Source organism: Nonomuraea sp. AD125B, from assembly GCF_041402765.1.
GTDB classification, from domain to species: domain Bacteria; phylum Actinomycetota; class Actinomycetes; order Streptosporangiales; family Streptosporangiaceae; genus Nonomuraea; species Nonomuraea bangladeshensis.
The window spans coordinates 230755-246434 of sequence record NZ_JBGLOU010000010.1 but is presented as its reverse complement, the minus strand read 5'-3'; the positions used below and the strand labels follow the sequence as shown (position 1 = coordinate 246434).

12 protein-coding genes are annotated in these 15680 nt (G+C 71.0%); 3 read left to right on the top strand and 9 right to left on the bottom strand.

Going from position 1 to position 15680, the window contains the following annotated elements:
- From ACBR40_RS26580 to ACBR40_RS26560, 5 genes are all read right to left on the bottom strand, one after another.
- Positions 1–1824 (bottom strand): glycoside hydrolase family 15 protein, encoded by a 1824-nt coding sequence (locus ACBR40_RS26580; protein ID WP_344219411.1) that lies wholly within the window; start codon positions 1822–1824, stop codon positions 1–3.
- A gap of 63 nt (positions 1825–1887) precedes the next feature.
- Complete coding sequence (locus ACBR40_RS26575; RefSeq protein WP_371250501.1) at positions 1888–3009, bottom strand: methyltransferase; 1122 nt, start codon at positions 3007–3009, stop codon at positions 1888–1890.
- A gap of 242 nt (positions 3010–3251) precedes the next feature.
- Positions 3252–4022 carry a MerR family transcriptional regulator gene (locus ACBR40_RS26570; RefSeq protein ID WP_344219415.1) on the bottom strand — a complete coding sequence of 257 codons (771 nt, stop codon included), beginning with the start codon at positions 4020–4022 and terminating at the stop codon, positions 3252–3254.
- Entirely contained in the window at positions 4016–4828 is an 813-nt protein-coding gene (locus ACBR40_RS26565) for an alpha/beta fold hydrolase (protein ID WP_371250500.1), read from the bottom strand. Before ACBR40_RS26565 ends, ACBR40_RS26570 begins: the two co-directional genes overlap by 7 nt.
- Positions 4829–4955: 127 nt before the next feature.
- A complete protein-coding gene (locus tag ACBR40_RS26560; RefSeq protein ID WP_344219419.1) occupies positions 4956–5657 on the bottom strand; it encodes a fasciclin domain-containing protein in 702 nt (233 codons plus the stop codon).
- A gap of 271 nt (positions 5658–5928) precedes the next feature.
- On the opposite strand from ACBR40_RS26560, the gene ACBR40_RS26555 reads away from it, so the two are divergent.
- The gene (locus tag ACBR40_RS26555; RefSeq protein ID WP_371250499.1) at positions 5929–6957 is read left to right on the top strand and encodes a LacI family DNA-binding transcriptional regulator; all 1029 of its coding nucleotides are present in this window, start codon (positions 5929–5931) and stop codon (positions 6955–6957) included.
- Positions 6958–7001: 44 nt separating this feature from the next.
- Here ACBR40_RS26555 and ACBR40_RS26550 read toward each other — a convergent pair whose 3' ends face one another.
- From ACBR40_RS26550 to ACBR40_RS26535, 4 genes are read right to left on the bottom strand one after another with little or no spacing between them, the layout of a single operon-like run.
- Positions 7002–7898 carry a carbohydrate ABC transporter permease gene (locus ACBR40_RS26550; protein WP_364457365.1) on the bottom strand — a complete coding sequence of 299 codons (897 nt, stop codon included), beginning with the start codon at positions 7896–7898 and terminating at the stop codon, positions 7002–7004.
- A 5-nt stretch (positions 7899–7903) separates the two neighbouring features.
- Positions 7904–8803, bottom strand: a complete 900-nt coding sequence (locus ACBR40_RS26545; protein ID WP_371250498.1) for a carbohydrate ABC transporter permease — start codon at positions 8801–8803, stop codon at positions 7904–7906.
- A gap of 1 nt (position 8804) precedes the next feature.
- Complete coding sequence (locus tag ACBR40_RS26540) at positions 8805–10175, bottom strand: sugar ABC transporter substrate-binding protein (protein ID WP_371250497.1); 1371 nt, start codon at positions 10173–10175, stop codon at positions 8805–8807.
- A gap of 11 nt (positions 10176–10186) precedes the next feature.
- Complete coding sequence (locus ACBR40_RS26535; RefSeq protein ID WP_371250496.1) at positions 10187–12061, bottom strand: glycoside hydrolase family 127 protein; 1875 nt, start codon at positions 12059–12061, stop codon at positions 10187–10189.
- Between the two features lie 371 nt (positions 12062–12432).
- On the opposite strand from ACBR40_RS26535, the gene ACBR40_RS26530 reads away from it, so the two are divergent.
- Together ACBR40_RS26530 and ACBR40_RS26525 are read left to right on the top strand one after the other, a co-directional pair.
- On the top strand, positions 12433–14355 hold the full coding sequence (locus ACBR40_RS26530) for an Ig domain-containing protein (RefSeq protein WP_344219432.1): 1923 nt from the start codon (positions 12433–12435) through the stop codon (positions 14353–14355).
- 134 nt (positions 14356–14489) lie between these two features.
- The gene (locus ACBR40_RS26525) at positions 14490–15479 is read left to right on the top strand and encodes a linear amide C-N hydrolase (RefSeq protein WP_344219434.1); all 990 of its coding nucleotides are present in this window, start codon (positions 14490–14492) and stop codon (positions 15477–15479) included.
- The last annotated feature ends 201 nt before the right edge of the window (positions 15480–15680 follow it).

The window sequence follows — 15680 nt, the reverse complement described above, 5'->3', positions numbered from 1 at the left end:
TCAGCCGAGTGCGTGGTCCAGGTTGAAGGCCGCGCTGATGAGCGCCAGATGGGTGAAGGCCTGCGGGAAGTTGCCGAGCTGCTCGCCGGTCTGCCCGATCTGCTCGGCGTACAGGCCCAGGTGGTTGGCGTAGGTGAGCATCTTCTCGAAGGCCAGGCGGGCCTCGTCGAGGCGGCCGGCCCGCGACAGCGCCTCGACGTACCAGAACGAGCAGATCGAGAACGTGCCCTCGGGGCCCTCCAGCCCGTCCGGGCTCTGCTCGGGGTCGTAGCGGTAGACCAGGGAGTCGGAGACCAGCGCGTCGCCGAGCACGTCCAGCGTGGACAGCCACTTGGGGTCGGTCGGCGAGACGAACTTCGCCAGCGGCATCATCAGCACGGCGGCGTCGAGCACCTCCTCGCCGGCGTGCTGGACGAACCCCTGCAGCCGTTCCGACCAGCCGTGCTCCATGATGTCGCGGTAGATCGCGTCGCGGCTCTCGCGCCAGCGCGGTATGTCGGCGGGCAGGCCCCGCTGGATCGCCATGCGCATGGCGCGCTCGATCGCGACCCAGCACATCAGGCGGGAGTAGGTGAAGTTCTTGCGCCCGCCGCGCGTCTCCCAGACGCCCTCGTCCGGCTGGTCCCAGTGGGCGCAGACCCAGTCGACCAGCGTGCACAGCTCGTCCCAGCGCCGGCTGGAGATGGGCGTGCCCCACTTGTTGTACAGGTAGACCGAGTCGATGAGGGCGCCGTAGATGTCGAGCTGGAGCTGGCCGACCGCGTCGTTGCCGACCCGGACGGGACGCGAGCCGCGGTAGCCCTCCAGGTGCGGCAGCTCCTCCTCGGGCAGCTCGCGGCGGCCGTCGATGCCGTACATGATCTGCAGCGGCCCGGCGGGGCAGCTGCCGTCCAGCCGGACGTGTTTGTCCAGGAAGCCCATGAACGCCTCGGCCTCCTCGGTGAAGCCGAGGCGGAGCAGGGCGTAGACGCAGAACGCGGCGTCGCGCACCCACACGTACCGGTAGTCCCAGTTGCGCCGGCCGCCGATCTGCTCGGGCAGGCTCGTGGTGGGCGCGGCGACGATGCCGCCGGTCGGCGCGTACGTGAGCAGCTTGAGCGTGAGCGCCGAACGGTGCACGATCTCCCGCCAGCGGCCCCGGTAGCGGGAGGCCGACAGCCACTTGCGCCAGAACGCGACCGTGGCGGTGAACAGCTCCTCGGCCTGCTCCAGCGGGCAGCCGCGGGGCTCGACGCCGGGAGCGGCCCGGTCGAGCGCGAACACGGCCCGCTCCCCCTCGCGCAGCACGAACCGGGCGGCGGCGTCGCGGCCGTCGTGCTCGACGGGCACGCTGGAGAACAGCGTCAGGCCGAGCGTCGGTGACGTGAACACGGTCAGGCCGCCGTCCTGGGTGACGGTGTGCGGCAGGCGGCCGTAGTCGAAGCGGGGCGCGACCAGGGCGCGGAAGGGCAGCCGGCCGCGTACGACGGTGACCCGCCGGATCAGCCGGTGCCGGTCGACCTCGGCGTTGTCACGTTCCACGGGCATGAAGTCCTGGATCTCCCCCACGCCGTCGTCGGCGAAGAACCGGGTGATCAGGACGTTGGTGTCGGGGAAGTAGAACTGCTTGGTCGTGTACGGCACGTCGGCGGCCAGCTCGAACGAGCCGCCCCGGTCGGCGTCCAGGATCGAGCCGAACACCGACGGGGCGTCGAAACGGGGGCAGCAGTACCAGTCGATGGTGCCGTTGGTGCCCACGAGCGCGACCGTACGCAGATCGCCGATCAGCCCGTGTTCGCCGATCGGCAGGTAGCGGGGGTCGCCCCGGCGCCCATCTGCCTGCATGTTTCCAACATAAACCGCGAAAAGCCCCAGGTCTCGCCGGACGCGCCCGGTGACGACCCGCCGTCAGGCGCCGGCGAGACGCCAGAGCGAGGTGACCTCCGCGGCCCGGGCGGCATGGAGGGGATCGGCGGTGTCCCGCACCCGTGGATGCCGCGGCCGGATGTCGGTCCTGCCTACCACGCGCAGGCCCGCCGCCTCGACGGCGGCGAGCAGTTCGCCGCGCGTCCTGAGCCCGAGGCGTTCGGCCAGGTCCGACAGGATGAGCCATCCTTCACCGCCCGGTTCGAGATGCGCGCCGAGCCCGGCCAGGAAGTCGCGGAGCATGCCGCCGCCCGGGTCGTAGACGCCTCGTTCCAGGGCGGAGGTGGGCCGGGCCGGGATCCAGGGCGGGTTGCAGACCACGAGGCCCGCCCGCCCGTCAGGGAAGAGGCCGGGCCCGACGACGTCGATCTGCCCGGTGAGACGCAGCCGGCGGATGTTGTCGCGTGCGCAGTCCAGGGCACGCGGGCTGATGTCGGTCGCCACGACGCGGCCGGCCCCCCGGCGGGCCAGGACGGCGGCGAGCACTCCCGTCCCGGTCCCGAGGTCGAACGCGGTACGGCGGCCCGCCGGCGCGGGGAGCGGCGCGCGGGCGACGAGGTCGACGTATTCGCCCCGCACCGGGGAGAACACGCCGTAGTGCGGGTGGATGCGGGCGCCGAGGGCCGGCACCTCCACGCCCTTGGTGCGCCACTGGTGCGCGCCGATCACGCCCAGGAGCTCGGTGAGCGAGACGGCCGTCGGCCCGGACGGCGGACCGTACGCCTCGGTGCACGCCTGCCGCACGTCGGGGGCTCGGCGCAGGTTCAGGCGGTAGTCGTCCTCCAGCAGGACGAGGAGCCTGCCGAGCACGCGGGCCCGGTGGCGGCGGGCCCTGCGGTGCAGGTGGAAGGACTCGGCCGGGCTGCCGCCCCGCCGGGGAGGTCTCCTGTCGACGCGGCGGCCCATCGCCGCCAGCAGGTGACGGGCGCCGGGGAAGTCGCCCCGCCACAGCAGGGCCGTTCCTTCGCACGCCAGCCGGTAAGCGGTGTCGGCCTTCATGCGGTCGTCGGCGCGGACGACCCGGCGGGGAGGCGGGGTCGCGCTCTCGGAACGCCAGCGGGCGGAACGGGGGGTGTTGGTCTCGGTCCAGTGGATCGTGGACACGTCGTACTCCTCGTGGTCGAACGTGCGGGGACACGAAGAGCACTTCGACGAGGAGCAGCACGAACGGCCCGTGCTACGGCACGGGCGCGTGGGTCAGGGCAGGTGAGGCTACCGCTCCCGCGTCGAAGCGCGGGAGACGGCGTCGCCGAGAACCATGCCGAGCGTCACGACCAGCCCTTTCGGAGAGGTGAGATGAGGTGATCAAAGGCTCGCACACCCCGCTCTCCGCGGGCAAACCGGCCTCACGGAGGCAGGCGTTCGAGCTTCGACCAGCCGGTCCAGCCGCGTTCCCTGAGCAGTTCCATCAGCCGGCGGGCCGTGGGGAGCGTGTCGAGCGCCCGCGCGTCCATCAGCGTGATCAGCGGCGGGTCCAGATCGACGTCGCCGAGGTAGTCCTCGCCCTTCTCCTCCGCGAGCCGAGTGAGCCACGCGGCCAGCTCGTCGGCCCGCTCGGCCGTCCCCGGGTCGTCAGGGGCGTGGTCCAGGGCCCGGCCCAGGGTGAGGTAGAAGCCGGCGAGCCGCGGGTCGGCAAGCTGCTCCCGCTTGCGGGCGATCCACTCCGCGACCCGCTCGGGCGCGTGCGCGGCCAGCAGGACCCAGCCGTCGCGCTCGGCCCGTACGAGCCGTTCGCCGACGCCCAGCGCCCGCAGCCGGGCCAGGTATCCCGCCACCTCGGGCGGCAGAGCCAGGCCGTCACCGGCGGTGAGCCCGGCCAGGTGCTCGCGGCGTCGCTGCCGCTGCCGGATCTCGGCCTCCAGCCGCCGGTCGATGTCGGCGACCGCCGCGGCGAACTCCTCCTCGCCGGCCCGCAGCAGCTCCCGCGTCCGCGCCAGCGGCACCCCGGCGCGGGTGAGGGTGCGGATCCTGATCAGCTCGACCACGGCGCCCGCGTCGTACCTGCGGTAGCCGAGGTGGTCCCGCTCCGGCTCCGGCAGCAGCCCCTTGGCGTGGTAGTGCCGGACCGTGCGCACGGACACCCCCGCGTACGACGCCAGCTCCCCGATGGTCAGCACCGTTCCAGCCTCCCACGGATGATCCTGGCGATCTCCGGCGCGTGGGTGTGGACCAGCCCGTGATCGGCGTCGAGCCAGGACACGGCGACCTGCGGCCGCTCGCGGGTCAGCCGCTCGACGCCCGAGCGCCAGTTCCGGTTGAGCCGCGGCATCGGCTCCTCGTCGCCGTCACCGGCCATCGCGGTGGACATGATCATGCTGATCGGGCAGCCGATCCTGCGGTAGCGGTCGAGGACGGTGGAGCGGACCTCGTCGATCTCGGCGTTCAGCGCCTCGATCTCGGAGGCGGTGAGCAGCACCTGGCGCGCGGTGCCCCGCAGTGCCTCCTGCTGTGCCGCCTGGTCCTCCCACATCACGCGCAGCCGCGGCAGGAGGTCATCGGTGACGAACGGCTCCGGCACCGGGTTCGCCCCGTCGATGAGCACCAGCCCGGCGACGGGGTGGTCGGCGGCGTGATCGGCCGCGTGGTGGACGGCGAGGTCGGCGCCCATCGAGTAGCCCACGAGCACGGGCGCCACGCCCGGCTCACTGCGCGCCAGGTCCGCCAGCACGGCGGCGAGGTCGGCGCCGAACGCCGCGAAGGAGTACCGGTCGGCGGGCGAGGCGAGGCCGTGGCCCCGCAGATCGAAGGTGACCACGTCGTGGTCGAGCCGCAGCAGCCCGGCCAGCTCGCCCAGGTCCGCCTGGGTGGAGCTCAGCCCGGGGCACAGGACCAGCAGCCGTCCCGTGCCGCCGCGCGACACCGGGATGGTGACGCCGTCGTGGTGGATCGTGTGCTGCCGGAGCGTGGGGTTCGTTGTCGTCATGCGCCCATGGTGGGAGGTTGACCCCGCGTCAGGGCCAAATCCGGCGCGCCCCCGCCACGCAGGAAGGCACGGTCACCGCTCAGCGCGGTGGCCGTGCCCTCTCCGTCCGTCCAGGCGGGCGGGTGCCTCACTTGGGCATGAGGACCTTGTCGATGACGTAGAGCGTGGCGTTGCTGGTCGGGATGCCACCGCAGACGATCTTGGCGTCGTTGATGGTCATGTCCTCGCCGGAGCCCTTCACGGACAGCTCGCCGCCCTGGAGCGTCTTGAGCATGTCGCCGTCCTTCAGGTCGGTCGGGTTCACCTTCCCCTCGACCACGTGGTACGAGAGGATCTTGGTGGCGGCGGCCTTGTCGGACATCGCGTCCTGCACGTCCGTCGGGGCCGCGTTGAAGGCCGCGTCGTTGGGCGCGAAGATCGTGATGTCCTTCGCGGAGTTCAGCTTCTCCTCCAGTCCGGCCTGCTTGACCGCCTGCGAGAGCTTCGACAGGTCCGGGATCTTCGTCAGGGCGGTGCCGGCCGGCTGGTCGGCGACGCCCGAGAGGCTGTCCTTCATCGCCGCGCACCCCGGCCCCATCGGGCTGGTGGTCGCGCCGGGCGTCATCTCCCCCGTCGCGGTCGCCTCCGGACCGCCGGGAGCGCCGGGCTCACCGGTCTCGCCGGGTGTGGTCTCCTCCGGCATGCCGCCGTCCGGCGAGGTCTCCTCCGGCATGCTGGTCATCTCCGGTGCCGGTGAGCCCTCGGGCTCAGGAGTGCGGGCGGAGGCCGCGCTGGTCCCGGCGGTGGCCGCGGTCAGCGCGAGCGCCGCCGCGAGAAGCACTCGTTTCACAGTGTCCCCCGAATCTCTCGTGCCGGCGGGGTTGGCCCGCGGCGCGATCGAAGCAGATCTCACGTACGTTCCGAGCGCTTCCAGTCTCTCTGGCAGAAGGAGAAGAAGAAGTACTATCCCCACCAAAGCGGGACAAAAGGTGGATTTCACGCGTCAGTCGGCCGAACGCCTTTACAATGTAGATCATAGAGCAGTGGGAATACCTTTGCGCACGGTCGGAGTAGAGTGTCATACAGCACCCCCGACCCCCGCGTACGCAAAGGATCCAGGATTGGCCAGCCCTCCAGAGCAGGTGGCGCGCCCGGCGACCATCAGGGACGTCGCCGCCGCGGCCGCCGTGTCGATCGGCACCGCCTCCAAGGCGCTGAACGGCCGGGGCAGGATGCGGGACGAGACCCGCGACCGCGTGCTCGCCGCCGCCGAGCGGCTCGGCTTCCGGCCCAACCCGCTCGCGCAGGGGTTGCTGGCCGGCCGCACGTACACCGTCGGCCTGGTCACCGGCGACAGCTACGGCCGCTTCAGCATCCCCGTGATGCTCGGCGCGGAGGACGCACTGGGCGCCGGGCAGATCTCCGTCTTCCTCTGCGACACCCGCGACGACCCGATCAGGGAGCGGCACTACCTGGAGCGGCTGCTGGCCCGGCGGGTCGAGGGGATCATCGTGACCGGCCGCCGCACCGAGCCGCGCCCCGGCATCGGCCACGACCTGCCGGTCCCGGTGGTGTACGCGATGACGCAGTCCACCGACGAGTCCGACTACTCGATCATCCCCGACGACCGGGGCGGCGGCGTCCTCGCCACCCGCCACCTGCTGGCGACCGGCCGCACGCGCGTCGGGCACGTCACCGGCCCCGAGGGGTTCCAGGCGGCCCGCGAGCGCGCCGCGGGCCTCACGGCGACGCTGGCGGAGGCGGGCCTGGAGCCGGCCGGGGAGATCCTGTTCGGTGAGTGGAGCGAGGAATGGGGGCGGCAGGCCGCCGACATCCTGCTGCACGCCGCCCCCGACGTGGACGCGGTCTTCTGCGGCAGCGACCAGATCGCCCGCGGGGTGGCCGAGACGCTGCGCGAGCGGGGGCGGCGGGTGCCGGACGACGTTGCGCTGGCCGGCTTCGACAACTGGGAGCCGATGGCGCTCGGCTGCCGGCCGCCGCTCACCACGGTCGACATGAACCTCGGGGAGATCGGCCGGCTGGCCGCCCGCTACCTGCTCGACGCGATCGCCGGGAAGCCGGTCCCGTCCGGCGTCCACACCGTCCCGGCCGCGCTCGTGCCGCGCGCCTCGACCCGGCGCAGCATCTGACACGAAGGCCCTCTTGGGAAACGGGTTTCCCAAGAGGGCCTTCGTCAGTTCTTGATGCCGGTGAGGGTGACGCCCTCGATGAAGTAGCGCTGCAGGAAGAAGAACAGCGCGATGATCGGGGCGATGACGGCGGCCGAGGCGGCCATCAGGTAGCCCCACTGCGTGATGTAGATGCTCTGGAACGAGGCCAGCCCCAGCGAGAGCGTGTACTTCTGCTCGTCGTTGAGGTAGAGCAGCGGGCCGAGGAAGTCGTTCCAGGTGCCGATGAAGGTGAAGATGGTGACGACGACGATCGCGGGCTTCGACAGCGGCATGACGACCGTCCAGAACACCCGCCAGGGCGAGGCGCCGTCCATGTAGGCGGCCTCGTCCAGCTCGAACGGGATCGTCAGGAAGAACTGCCGCAGCAGGAACACGTTGAACACCCCGCCGCCCGCCCCGGCGAACCAGCTCGGCACGGTGAGCGGGACGAAGCTGTCGAGCGCCCCGAGCTCCTGCCACATCACGAACGTCGGGATGAGCGTGACCGCGTACGGCAGCATGACGGCGCTCAGCAGCAGCGCGAAGACCACGTTCCGGCCGCGCCAGCGCAGCCGGGAGAAGCTGAACGCGGCCACCGAGCAGGTGATCACCGTCCCCAGCACGCTGATCACCGCGACGATCACCGTGTTGACGAAGTACAGCCCGAACGGCTGCGCGGTCAGCGCCTCCCCGAAGTTCGACCACTGGAACGGCCGCGGGATCCACTCCGGCGGCGCGGTGAACATCTGCGCGTCCTCCATGAGCGCGCTGCGCACCAGCCAGACGAACGGCAGCAGCGTCGGCACCGCCCCGGCGACCAGCGCGAGGTAGAGCAGCGCCTTGCCGTACGGGCGCCGCCGGCGCAGCCCGCCGGTGGGCGCCACCCGCCCGGTGCGGCGCTCGCGGGGCGGCGCGGCCACGGCGGTCACCTCGCGCCCGCCATCTCGTAGTGGACCCACCGGCGGGCGTTCCTGAACAGCAGGAACGTGATCACCACGATGATCATGAAGAGCACCCACGCGAGCGCGCTGGCATAGCCCATCTCGCTCTCTCTGAACGCCTTGCGGAACAGGTAGTAGACGTAGAAGAGGGTGGCGTTGTTCGGGCCGCCCTCGGTCATCACGTACGCCTGGTTGAACACCTGGAAGGTGCCGACCACGCCGACGACCAGGTTGTAGAAGATGGTCGGCGTCATCATCGGCAGCGTCACGTGCCAGAAGCGCCGCCAGGCGCCGCCGCCGTCGATGGAGACCGCCTCGTACAGGTGGCGCGGCACCCCCTGGAGCCCGGCCAGGAAGATCACCATCGTGTTGCCGAAGCCCCAGGTGCTCATGACGATCAGCGACGGGATCGCCGTCGACTCGTCGTAGATCCACTGCCCGGCCGGCAGCCCGGCCTGGCGCAGCAGCGAGTTGAGCAGCCCGAAGTCGGGGTTGAAGATCCAGATCCAGAGCACCACGTTGGCGATCGAGGGCACCAGCGTCGGCAGGTAGAAGATCGTGCGCCACAGCGCGAGGCCGCGTACGCGCTGGTTGAGCAGCATCGCCACCGCGAAGGACACGATGAGCACCAGCGGCACCGCGCCGAGCGTGTAGTACGTGGTCGCGCCCAGCGACGTCCAGAACAGCTCGTCGCCCGTCATCTTCGTGTAGTTGTCCAGCCCGACGAACGACGGGGTGCCGCCCACCTGCCAGTCGGTGAGGCTGAAGACCAGCGAGGCCACCATCGGCCCCGCCGTGAAGATCAGGAACCCGAGGATGGCGGGCAGCGCCAGGAGCCAGCCCCAGCGCCGCTCCAGGCGGCGCTGACCCGACAGGCCGGCCATGTCAGACCTCCTGAACGTGCTGCCAGCCCTGCAGCATGCCGGTGATCTTCGGGGTGACGGCCTTCAGGATCTCGGCGGCGGGCCGCTTGCCCGACTCGATCTCCTGCAGCGCCGGGGTGAGGACGTCGCTGGAGATCGCCGACAGGTTCTTGACGCGGTTGCGCAGGTCGGGCACGCCGTGGTCGCGGGCGTAGTCGACCACGGCGGTGCGGAACTCCGGCGGGTGGCCGTCGTTCTTCGTCCAGGAGTCGATGGCGGCCTGGTCCTCGTAGTACTTGCGCTCCTGCGGCATCCACAGCCCCTGCCGGTACAGGTCCACGTAGCGCGGGTCGATGTGGAAGGCGAACAGCTCGACCGCCTCCTCGACGTGCTTGCCGCCGGCGAACACCGACGAGGCGCCCGCCACCTGGGAGGTGGTGAACGGCTCCTTGTACGTGGGCAGCACGCCAATGCCGTAGTCGACCTTGCTCTCGTTCATGTCGAGCAGCGCCCAGTGGCCGTCCACGACCATCGCCACCCGCTTGGTCTTCAGCAGGATGTTGGTGCCGGGCACGTCGTCGCCGGTCGCGGCGAGCTGGCCGGGGCCAGGCGCGACGCGGTGCTTGTGGATGAGGTCCTGCAAATTCTGGAACACCTGGACGGCCTCGGGGGTGTCCAGCAGGCAGCGCTTGCCGGCCTCGTCGGCGAAGTCGGCGCCGTTGCTGCGCAGGAAGCCGTACCAGGCGGCGGCGTAGGTGATGCTGACGGAGACGCCGAACTGGCGGACCTGCTTGGGGTCGAAGCCGGACTCGTCGGGGTGCTTGCCGTTCTGGTCGACGGTGAGCTTGTAGGCGTTCTCGACGAACTGGTCCCAGGTCCAGGCGGAGGAGGCGACGGCGGGCGGCGCGGTGATGCCGGCCTCGGCGACCGCGGCCTTGCTGTACCACAGCAGCTCGATCTCGTTGGCGGTGGCGACGCCGTGCAGCTTGTCGGGGCCGTACCAGAGGTAGGCGTCCGGCAGGTAGCCGGCGAGCTGGGGGTACTTCTTCAGGTACGGGAACAGGTTGACGAGCTTGCCCTGCTCGGCCAGGCGGAACGACATCGACATCGGCACGTACCCGAGGTCGGGCACGTTGCCGCCGGCGATGAGGCTGTTGAGCTTGACGTCGTACTCGTCGGGCGTGAACAGCGGCTTGACCTCGACGCCGGGGTTCTTCTCGGCGAAGGAGCGGAGCATCTTCTCCACGGCCGTCTTCTCGAACGTCGAGCCCCAGTACATGAACTGCAGCCGCTTGTCCCCCGCGCCGGCCGTCCCGCCCCCCGATCCGCAGGCCGCGGCGGCGGCGCCGAGGGCGGCCAGGCCGCCCATCCTGAACAGGTCTCTTCTCTTCATGGGGTGCTTCCTTACAGGTGGGGGGTCCAGACCCGCATGACGCCGCCGTCCCGGTTGTCCCACTGGTAGTAGGGAACGGCGGTCGCGGTGACAGGGGCGGGCGCCGGCCGGTCGGCGGAGGAGGAGGTCGAGGGGAAGTAGGGCAATCCTTCGGCCGGGGCGGGCGGGAGCCGGACGGCGTCCGCCTCGATCACCACGGTCGGGCCGAGGCCGGGCACGTCGCGCTCGACGGCGCGGAGGCGCGGCTCGGCGGCGAGCGCCAGGTCCTCGAGGTCGGCCTCCTGGTCGATCTGCTCGAAGCAGTAGACCAGCGGGCCGCGCTCGACGGCGGCGCAGCCGCGCAGCGCGTCGATCCTGCGGTGCGGCAGGACCAGCCGGGGCGTCAGGTCCAGGTCGAGGTCGAACACGTCGCCGGGCTTCCAGTCGCGCCGGACGCGGGCGTAGCCGTCGGCGTCGGGGACGAGCCCGCCCTCGCTCCAGGAGGGGATGCGGAGTTTGAGGGTCCACGGGCCGCCGGGGGTCTCCCTGACGGTGAACCGGACCCGGCCGTCCCACGGGTAGCGGGTCTCGACCTCCAGCGTGACCGCGCCGGCGCGGATCTGGCCGGGCACGTACTGGTGGACCGACAGGCCCTCGTCGTCGGTGGTGGCGACGTAGTGGCCGAGCGAGGCGACCAGGCGCATGATGTTCGGCGGGCAGCAGGCGCAGGCGAACCACTCCCTGCGCCGCCCCAGGTAGCGGTCCTCGAACAGGTCGGCGCGGCGCTGCAGCGGGTTGACGTAGAAGAAGCGGACGCCGTCGGCCGAGGTGGAGGCGGCGAAGGCGTTGTAGAGGGTGCGCTCGATGAGGTCGGCGTAGCGGCCCTGGCCGGTGGCCAGCAGCAGCCGCCAGTTCCAGTGGACGCTCGCGATGGCGGCGCAGCTCTCGCTGTAGGCGCGGTCGGAGGGCAGCTCCCAGCGCTCGCCGAACGCCTCGCCGTCGTGGCGGGAGCCGAGGCCGCCGGTGAGGTAGGTCTTGGTGGCGACCATGTCCTCCCAGCGCCGCACCGAGCACTCCAGCAGCGACTCGTCGCCCGTCTCCAGGTAGAGGTCGACGACGGCGGCCTCCAGGTAGAGCTGGCGCACCGCGTGGCCGACGGCGGTGTCGGCCTCACGGACCGGCAGGTGGTCCTGCGAGTAGAGCGGGCCCATGCCGCTGTCGGCGATCAGGCCCTTGCCCCGGTTGTCGACGAGCTTGCGCGCCAGCTCCAGGTAGGCGCTCTCGCCCGTGTGCCGGTAGAGCTCGACCAGGGCCGTCTCGACCTCGGCGTGCCCGTCGATGCCGTCGTCGCCGCCGGTCAGGAACCGCTCCACCAGCAGGTCGGCGAAGCGGCGGGCGACCGCGAGCAGGTCGTCGCCGCACCCGGCGCGGGAGGCGGCGACCGCCGCCTGGAACAGGTGGCCGGCGCAGTACATCTCGTGGCTGTACTCCAGCTCGGCGAAGATCTTGCCGGGCTTGACCACCTGGTAGTGCGAGTTGAGATAGCCGTCGGGGCGCTGCGCGCGGGCCAGCAGCGCGGCCGAGCCGGCGACGAACTCCGGGTAGGCGGCGTCGGGAGCGCGCAGGTGCTCCCAGGCGATCGCTTCGAGCTGTTTGTACAGGTCGGAGTCCTGAAAACGGTAACCGCGGAAGTCGCCCTCGCCCTCCCCCGCCGCCAGGCGCAGGTTGGGCAGCGCGCCGGACGCCTCCATCTGCTCCAGGCCGAGCGGGATGCTGGCCGATCGGTTGATCTCCTGCCAGCGGGCGAACGGGCCGCCGGTGATCGTGACGTCGTGCACGCCCAACGGCCGCAGGACTCCGGTGCTGGGGGCGAGCGGCCCGCGGACAGGGTCGGGGAAGCCGGACATCGAGCTCCTCGTCGAACTGAGAATAGGTTTTCTCGCAGGCAATGTAAGGTGTGATACAGCACTCGTCAATAGAGGCACCGGTGCAGACCGCCCACTTCCGGGGCGGTGAGGCACGAAGAGAAAACGGTTGCGCTGCACCGTGAGGCAGGGGTAGGCCCGGGCGGGGGCGAGGTGGACCGAAAACCTTTGTGCTGGAGTTGCAGTCGGCTCTTGACAGCATGGTTGACGGTGCGGTTTGCTGCCGAAAACCTTTCAGTCATTTTCGAGTACACCGGCGTCCGCACGCGCACCCGGACGCCACCCGCAGGACCTGTTCCCCCCGCTCGTCCCGCCGCGCTTTTTGTTAGCGCTAACACAGAGAGGTGCCGCCGATGAGACGACCGGCCGTGCTGGCCACCCTTCTCACCGTCCTTCTCGCGTCCTTCCTCACCGCCGCGCCGCCCGCCGCGCACGCCGCGCCCACCGCGCAGGTCGTGGACATGTTCGGCCGGGTCGTCAACGACTACGGCGTCAAGCTCGTCGACTGGCAGGGCTACCTGGCCAACCCGTACGTCGAGCTGACCGTCCGCCCGCCCGCCGACGTGCGCTACCCGATCACCGTCGACCTCAAGGCCGAGGGCACCTCCCGGCTGATGATGGACCTGCCGAGCCAGCTCACCGCCACCGGCGCGACCAAGACCCTGACCTTCGCCTCCGCCTCGGAGGAGAAGCTGTTCCGGCTGGCCATCCACTCCAAGCGCGGGCCCGGCGCCGACGAGCTGCACACGCTGCGCCTGACGATCAGGGACGCGGGCGGGGCGACGTACCAGCAGTCGATGCCCATCCGGGTCCAGCAGGACGAGAAGACCGCGCTGGAGCCCTCGCTGCCGCTCACGTTCGACTACCGCTACGACACCATCACCGGCTACTTCAACGCCCCGGCCTTCCGGACGGCGGCCGAGGAGGCGGTCAAGGACTGGTTCCGCTTCTTCGACATGGCGCCCTTCGACACCGTGGCGGCCGGCGCGGAGACGAACCACCTGCCCGGCAACGACTGGCAGAACTCCGTCACGGTCACCAACAACGCCGCCTACAACGGCATGTACGTGTTCTTCCGCGGGATCCAGACCCCGTACTCGACCGGCTACCCCGCCGCCAACGGCCGCTACAGCACCCGGGGCGGCCAGCAGCTCGCCGGCCCGCTGCACCGCTCGACCGCGATGATCTTCGAGTACGACGAGGCGGGCAAGCAGCTGTTCACCTCCCTGGCCGACGAGGACTGGTACAAGACCGACATCGCCGGCTCCGTGCTCGACGTGCACGGCCTGGTCATGCACGAGTACGGCCACGCGGTCGCCTTCCACAGCGACTGGGCCGGCATGCGCGCCTACGTCGCCTCCGGCGGCACCGACCCCGACGTGGTCGCCTACCAGGGGCGCGCGGTCCCGCTGGACTCCAGTTACCACATCCCCGGCGACCAGCCCAACTGGGACCGCCTCAGCGGCCAGAGCGGCGGCTGGACGCACCTGTTCCCGACCCGGCGGTGGATGCTGACCAAGCTGGCGCTGCTCGTCGCCGAGAACGCCGGCTGGAAGCTCAACCGCAACCTCACCCCGTTCCTGCCGCCGTCGATCACCACCACCTCGCTCCCCCAGGCCGCGGCCGGGACCGCCTACCAGCAGACCCTCCAGGCCAAGGGCGGCGTGCCGTTCTACGACTGGCAGGTCACCAGCGGGTCGCTGCCGGCCGGGCTGAGCCTCGACCGCTTCACCGGCGCGATCACCGGCACCCCGACGGCGGCCGGGACGTCCACCTTCACCGTCAGGCTGCGCGACTACGACAAGCTCAGCACGCCGGTGACCAGGACGTACACGCTGACGGTCACCGGCACCGCCCCGTCGAACCTGGCCCGCTCGGCCACCCCGTCGGCCTCCTACACCTCGGCGTGGGAGAGCGTGGCGGCGATCAACGACGGCATCGACCCGCCGCGCTCGAACGACACCGTCAACCGCCGCTGGGGCACCTGGCCCCAGACCGGCACGCAGTGGGCCGAACTGACCTGGCCGGCCACGCAGACGATCAGCTCCGCCGACGTGTACTTCTTCGACGACGGCGGCGGCGTGCGCGTCCCGGCGTCGTGGAAGCTCCAGTACTGGACCGGCAGCGGCTACGCCGACGTGCCGGGGACGTACCCGGTGGCGGCCGACGCCTACAACCGGGTGAGCTTCCCCTCCGTCAGCACCACGCGGCTGCGGGTGGTGCTGCAGAGCGGTCAGGGGTCGGTCGGGCTGCTGGAGGTGAAGGCGTACGCCTGACCCCGCGCCCCGCGCGCCGGTGAAGGCGTACGCCTGATCCCGTGCCCTGCGCGCCCCGGACGCCGTCGTGCGTCCGGGGCGCGCGGCCTTTTGTGCGGGGTGACACCTTTTGTGAGGTGAGGCACACTACTGGCATGCGGACCCCTGCCGTGGCGGTGTTGTCGGCTCTGGCTCTCGCCGCGGCGGTGGCGTGCGCGCCCGCCCCGGCCTCGCCGCCCCCCAAGCCCTCCCCCACGACCCCGCAGGGCATCCTCCGGCAGACGGCCGACGAGATCGCCCGGACGTCGGCGAGCATGCGCCTCCTCGACGACCTGCCGCTGTACGAGATGACCTATCACGGCACTTACGACGCCGAGGCGCCGCTCACGGACGCCGAGCTGGCGCGCAAGGGCGACGGCTGGGCCTGCTCGCTGTTCCACCGCCCCGGCGAGTTCGGCAGGAACTTCGACTGGCAGCCCAACCCGGCGATGGTCGTCCACAACCGCCCGCCGGGCGGCTACGCCTCGATCTCGCTGGTGGACGTCTCCTACCTGTTCTACCCGCGGATCAAGCCGAAGCTGACCAAGGCCGAGGACCGGCGGCGGCTCGCGCACGCGGTGCTGATCCCGTTCGACGGCATGAACGAGAAGGGGCTCGTCGTCGGCCTGGCCCAGGCCCCGGACGCCGAGCTGCCCGCGCCCGGCGCGGGCCGCGTCACGGTGAGCGGGGTGCGGATCATCCGGCTGATGCTGGACAGGGCCGCGACCGTGCCGGAGGCGATCGAGCTGATGCGCCGCTACGACCTCGACTTCACCGGCGGCCCGCAGCTCCACTACCTGATCGCGGACCGCGCCGGCAGGTCGGCGGTCGTCGAGTACGCCGAGGGCCGCATGAACGTCATCGACGACCGCTACCTCACCAACATCACCATGACCGGCACGGACCGGGCCGCCAGAATGGCCGACCGCCGCTACCGGCTCCTCGCCGAGGGCGGCGGCACGGAGGCGATGAAACTGCTCCGGAAGGTCGCCCAGCCGCACACCCAATGGTCGATCGTTTACGACCTCGACGATTTGACCGCGAGAATCGTCACGGGGCAGCGGTGGAACCGCGTGCGCGATTTACGCCTTTCCGCGGCCGGTTGAGTGGCGCGACTTTTGTCTTGACTTCTCCGGCGGACAGATTCGCCTTTCGTCGGTTGATCGTGAATCGAACTCATTTCCCGATGAATAATCAACCGCGCACGTCGAGCCGGGAGTTTCGGCGCGTCACGAGCGCGGATTAGGGTGATCAGGCAAACGGCCGGGCCGATACTTGAAAGTTTCATGGCATCTTGACAAAGTCCG

What these genes read in the sequence shown, in the direction of transcription:
- ACBR40_RS26565 (WP_371250500.1), bottom strand. Translation starts at nt 4,828, where the DNA reads ATGACGACAACGAACCCCACGCTCCGGCAGCACACGATCCACCACGAC.
- ACBR40_RS26545 (WP_371250498.1), bottom strand. Translation starts at nt 8,803, where the DNA reads ATGGCCGGCCTGTCGGGTCAGCGCCGCCTGGAGCGGCGCTGGGGCTGG.
- ACBR40_RS26525 (WP_344219434.1), top strand. Translation starts at nt 14,490, where the DNA reads ATGCGGACCCCTGCCGTGGCGGTGTTGTCGGCTCTGGCTCTCGCCGCG.
- ACBR40_RS26530 (WP_344219432.1), top strand. Translation starts at nt 12,433, where the DNA reads ATGAGACGACCGGCCGTGCTGGCCACCCTTCTCACCGTCCTTCTCGCG.
- ACBR40_RS26580 (WP_344219411.1), bottom strand. Translation starts at nt 1,824, where the DNA reads ATGCAGGCAGATGGGCGCCGGGGCGACCCCCGCTACCTGCCGATCGGC.
- ACBR40_RS26540 (WP_371250497.1), bottom strand. Translation starts at nt 10,175, where the DNA reads ATGAAGAGAAGAGACCTGTTCAGGATGGGCGGCCTGGCCGCCCTCGGC.
- ACBR40_RS26535 (WP_371250496.1), bottom strand. Translation starts at nt 12,061, where the DNA reads ATGTCCGGCTTCCCCGACCCTGTCCGCGGGCCGCTCGCCCCCAGCACC.